This is a genomic window from Pseudomonas sp. VA159-2 (assembly GCF_024126635.1).
Taxonomy (GTDB): Bacteria; Pseudomonadota; Gammaproteobacteria; order Pseudomonadales; family Pseudomonadaceae; genus Aquipseudomonas; species Aquipseudomonas muyukensis.
In genome coordinates this window covers 1-4,954 of record NZ_JAMYBV010000055.1, presented here as the reverse complement: position 1 = coordinate 4,954, position 4,954 = coordinate 1, and the positions used below count along the sequence as shown (strand labels likewise).

The following is a 4,954-nucleotide window of genomic DNA, read 5'->3' as shown; positions in this document are numbered from 1 at the left end:
ACGAAGCGGGCAACCTGACCCGCGAGCACCAGTACTACCTGGCCACCGGCACGCCGATGGTTGCGGTGTGGCAGCACGAGTACGATGCGCTCAACCAACGTACCGCAACGATTCGTCCGGACGGCCACAAAGTCAGCTGGCTGACCTACGGCAGCGGCCACCTGCTCGGCATGACCCTCGACCAGCACGAAATGCTGGCCTACGAGCGCGACGACTTGCACCGCGAAATCGTGCGGCATCAAGGCAACAAGCTGATGCAGACCCAGGCCTGGGATCCGGTCGGGCGTTTGCAGGAACAACTGCTGGGCAGCCATGACGGCCAGTTCACGCTGCTCAAGCGTCAGTATCGCTACGATGCCGCCGGCCAGCTGACCAATATCCACGACAGCCGTCGTGGCCAACTGGAGTATCAGTACGATCCGGTCGGGCGTTTGCTCAATGCGACCAGCCGCCTCGGTTAGGGCTTCTGAATATCGAGGCTACCCAAACTTCAACTTATCCTGATATCTATATCGGTATTGGGCCAGGTATTGGTCCTGAAATAAAAGCACCCTTAAATCCCAGTTTGAATGTGGCTTATTGAGGTCTGTGTATGTGTGATGCAATTGACATTGCAAGGAAGCTGTTGTTTGCGCTTTGTATGCTTATGCTTTTTCTGGCTATTGTGTATATGGCTGTTTACGCGAAAAGGGAAAAAATTGATTTTAATACGGTGGGTGGGTTGCTTGAAGTGTATCGGCGTGCATTTGCACGTGAGCATAAAATGCTATTTTGGGTAGTGCTTGTTGGTGTGTTTGGGAGTACGTTGATTTTGCTTTTGTCATTTGGGCTTTATTACTGGGGGCTCTCTGAGGGGTGTGTCTTCAAGCTGAGCGGTAGATGGTCAATCCTGTAAAATTTCGGTGTACTACAGGTGCTCTTGGACTGTTGAATTCGACCGCGCGCCCCTGTGGTAAACCGAATAAATACCACGGGCCTTCGACGCCATTGCCTGGTACCACTGTGACCATCTGGGCACGCCCCAGGAACTCACCGATGAGCAGGGGGAGGTGGTCTGGAGTGCGCATTACACGGCGTGGGGGGAAATACGCGAGGAGCGTACGGAGCGAGCCAGATTGCAGGGGGTGAGCAACCCGATTCGCTTCCAGGGGCAATACCAGGACCAGGAAACGGCGCTGGGGTGGGATGAATGTCTATAGCTATGTGAGTAACGTGCCTGTTATGCGTGCGGACCCCTTGGGGCTTTGGGATGCACCGTTTGCCAATATGCCGGGTCTGCAGGAGCGTGCATCATTGGGCACTCACATGATGAACAATGGTGAGTCGCCGGAGGCAGTTGCTCGAGCGATGGCACCGCCGCCGCCCAGGCCGATAGCAACCTTTGAGTGTCGAGCATCGGCAACCGTTGCGGGAGGCCTCGGAGTTTCCGTAGCGGGTGCCGTAATGAGGTTTCTGGATTTAGTCGCCAAGTCAGTGTTCCGATGACGTCTTTTGCCGCTCGTATTGCTGGAAGCTGCGGGATAAAGATTGCTGATCCAGATGCCAAAAATTTCAAAGCTGGATTGGCTGGAGCAATGAGCTTCGGACTCGTAAGCGTGGAGGCAGGGCAGAATTCTTCGAGGGGAGAACTCTATATTGGAGTGGGGCCTGGTGTTGGTCCTGAACTTAGGGTTCCATACAACCCGAACCCGAATGTATCTATTCCTTTTGAAGCAAAGTGAGAATTTATTGTGTGTGGATGGTTGACGCTGTCGGTTGAGGTTGTGTTTTGGGGGGTGGCGATTATGCTGGCTGTTACTGTGCTCTACGGGCATTTCTATTCAAAGAGAAACGGGATAAATATGAATACTTTCCCGGGGTTGTTTGAATTATTTGGTCATGTTTTCAAGTTTAAAGACAGGGTCTTGTCCGGATTGTTTATTTTTTCCATGTACGGTGGTGCGATTATTGGTGTTGGCTTGATTGTGTTGATTTTTTATGCGCAATCCAAGGGGTGTAATATTCATGTTAAAGGCAGTGTAGGTTGACGCGCGGGGGTGTGTTGCGAGGCTTAAGGGGGCTGTTGATAAGTGTATTTAGACAGTAAAGGTGGACGGATTTATTTTTCTACTCTAAAGTAGAGAAAATAAATCCGTCCTCATTTTTTTGCCCCCATTTTTGTCGGTTGTCGCAGTTCCGCTGTTCTAGGAGAAGTTATGTGCGAGTTGCTTCAAATTATCAGGATCGCCGGCTTTGCACTTTGTGTGGTTGCGGGGTTAACTGCCGTACTTTCTGCAAACTCTTACTGCAAAAATAACGGGATTAACATGAATACCTTCGAGGGCATGTTCGAGATGTACCGGCGCGTTTTCAGGTTTGAGAACAGACGCTTATCGATACTGATGTTGTCTACCACCTATGGTGGTGCTGTGTTGATGGTGGGAGTTGCCGCCATTACATTCTGGGGGCAGGCGCAAGGGTGTGACTTCCACATCAACAGGCTCGCGCGCTGATCGGCAGCGAGCCTGCACGCTGCTAGACACAAGCTCCCCCGACGCAGAACGTGCCCGTCAATCCTGCTGATTGCCGGGCACGCCAAATCCATAGCCACGCAGCACGTCCCAACGAATGCTGCTCCCCAGGACATACAGCCTGTCCTGTTGAGGGGCAGCCCAGTCGATCGCCACACTGGCCAGGGCAAGGGTCAGGCCGAGGGCTTCTTCGCCCTGCTGCGGCAGCGCGCTCGCCGGCACCTTCGGCTTGCCGGCAACCAGCGACACGCTGGCCAACAGCAGCACGTACACCCCCAGCAGTTTCAGGTACAGGGCAAGCGGTTGTGCCTTCACCAGGCGCAACAGGTAGGACAGAGCACGGAACCCATGCACGGCCAGCCCACAGAGGATCAGCAGGGCAGCCACGCCGGGGGTAATCAGATCGCGGTAGCTGTCGCGGCCCAGGGTCGAAAGATCGCCCGCCGAGGCGACGCGCTGCTTCATCAGTTCACGGGCGTCGTGCTGCAGCGTGGGCAGGTAGACCGAGCGCACGAAATACTCCTCGGTCAGGTAGGCATACAGGGTGATGCTCGGCGGCAGCGCCAAGTCCTGGCGCCACTGCCCCTGGATCGCATCCACCGCCAGGAACGCCGGGCGCTTGAGGCCGGGTTCGATCCAGCCGGCATTGATCCGCTGCTGGAGCAGTGTTGCGTAGTGGTTGCGTGCGTCACGTCGCACCTGGCTGGCCACGGCGCGGTTGAAACCGGGGCGGTCGTCGGGCCGCCAGAGGTCGTTGACCGGCACGTTCATCTGCTCGCGCAGGACATGGCGCACGTCTTGCCATTCGCTGCTGGGCAGGGTCCAGGGGTTGAGGTTGCGCCCGCGGCTGCTGAGCAGGCGCTGGTAGTCGGTCCAGGCCTGGCCCCGGCGCTGGAGGATGGCCAGGCGGCTGGTGGCCCCCGCGTAGTAAAGGCTGGCGCGACGGTATTGGCGGTAGTTGTCTTCCTGCCGCCCGGTGGCCTGGCGGTAGCGCTCATAGTTGAGCTGCACGCCGCCGCGCTGCTGGTCGGCGAGTTGTTCGAACAATGCCTGTGGCGTCAGGCCCTGTGTGGCTTTCAGTGTGCTGAAGTGCGGCAGGCGCAGGGCCAGTTCGGCCAGGCGCAGCTTGCCTTGCGGGCTGCGCAGTTGCTCGGCTGTTACGGTCTGGCCGTCCAGGCGCAGGTCGTGTTGCAGCATCAGGTTGAGCAGCGGGATGCCGAAGGCGGCCTGGGACTGCTGCTCGGGGCTGGCCTGTTCGACCAGGCTGTCCACCAGCAGGCGCTGGGCGTGATAGCCGAGGTACAGGCAACTGCCGCAGGCGATCAAGGCCCACAATACCGTGCTCCCGAACGGCCAACCCTGGCGCAGGCTCTTGCGCAACAGACAACTGAGTACCAGCAGGGCCAGGGCGGCGGCGCCCAGCCATTGGCCCTGGCGGGCGAAACTTTGCAGTCGGGAATGTGGCACCAGGCTGCCGACCAGGTCGGTCAGTTGCGCGAGGTAGCCCAGCGCGAGCACCAGGTAGATCACGGTCGGTATCAGCATCAACCGCGCAAACCAGCATTCCTGGGCGCGGGTCAGCGGCAGGTCGCCCCCCCAGAGGGTCCGGGCCAGGCGTTGCCACGCCGAATAGTCCTGGCCATGGGAGGAGCGCTGGAGCAAGGCACCGATCATCAGGCGTTGCCCGGCAGGTGGTTGCGGGCAGGGCTGGGCGAAGTGGGCTCGGAAGTGGTCACGCGCGGCGTTCCTTGTCGAAGCGATGTAGCGTCCTGATTACGCGGCGCGATAGTAGCATATTGATATTTATGCGGGGCTGCTCATGGCCATGGTCAGGGAGCGGCGGGCAAGACTTGACCTTTGGGTCAACTGCGCAAGAAGTTGCGCAGTTGAATGTGGATAAGTGTGTGCATAGTTCGATGCAGGCCTTGGTACTCGTCATGTACAGACGACTGCGCAACTTTTTGCCACCACTGCGCAAGAAGTTGCGCAACTTCTGAAGGGCTGGTGCTGAAAAATCCATCCAAATGGATGATGCGTGTTTTCAACTTGTTGATTTATAGATGAAAAAACATATTGGCACGACGTTTGTATGAGGGAGTGTCCCCCGCCTGGCAATTTCCTGCCACCGGGCGACTTTTTCAACGCATGGAGAGCAATACTCATGGCAACTCCCGCCTACATGGCCGTCACCGGCGAAAAACAAGGTCTGATCACCGCTGGCGCGTTCACCGCCGACTCGGTGGGCAACACCTACCAGGAAGGCCACGAAGACCAGGTCATGGTCCAGGGCTTCGAGCACGAAGTGATCATCCCGCGTGACCCGCAGTCCGGTCAGCCGACCGGCCAGCGCGTGCACAAGCCGGTAAAGATCACCAAGGTCTTCGACAAGGCCTCGCCGCTGCTGCTGGCTGCCCTGACCTCGGGCGAGCGCATGACCAAGGTCG

At 57.7% G+C, this 4,954-nt stretch carries 5 protein-coding genes and 1 pseudogene; 5 read left to right on the top strand and 1 reads right to left on the bottom strand.

Annotated features, from left to right (window positions below):
• The 4 genes and pseudogenes from NJG22_RS24225 to NJG22_RS24210 all read left to right on the top strand — a co-directional run.
• A pseudogene (locus tag NJG22_RS24225) lies at positions 1-461 on the top strand (RHS repeat protein); the annotation flags it as partial.
• A gap of 504 nt (positions 462-965) precedes the next feature.
• Positions 966-1,199 (top strand): RHS domain-containing protein, encoded by a 234-nt coding sequence (locus NJG22_RS24220; RefSeq protein WP_366518860.1) that lies wholly within the window; start codon positions 966-968, stop codon positions 1,197-1,199.
• A gap of 543 nt (positions 1,200-1,742) precedes the next feature.
• Positions 1,743-2,027, top strand: a complete 285-nt coding sequence (locus NJG22_RS24215; protein ID WP_253098441.1) for a hypothetical protein — start codon at positions 1,743-1,745, stop codon at positions 2,025-2,027.
• Between the two features lie 168 nt (positions 2,028-2,195).
• Positions 2,196-2,492: a hypothetical protein gene (locus NJG22_RS24210; RefSeq protein ID WP_253098439.1), complete on the top strand. Its 297-nt coding sequence runs from the start codon at positions 2,196-2,198 to the stop codon at positions 2,490-2,492.
• A gap of 57 nt (positions 2,493-2,549) precedes the next feature.
• On the opposite strand, the gene NJG22_RS24205 is transcribed toward NJG22_RS24210, so the two are convergent.
• Positions 2,550-4,184, bottom strand: a complete 1,635-nt coding sequence (locus NJG22_RS24205) for a hypothetical protein (RefSeq protein WP_253098437.1) — start codon at positions 4,182-4,184, stop codon at positions 2,550-2,552.
• A gap of 487 nt (positions 4,185-4,671) precedes the next feature.
• Here NJG22_RS24205 and tssD point away from each other — a divergent pair.
• The coding region (tssD, locus tag NJG22_RS24200) for a type VI secretion system tube protein TssD (RefSeq protein WP_253096862.1) at positions 4,672-4,954 on the top strand (283 nt) is incomplete at its 3' end.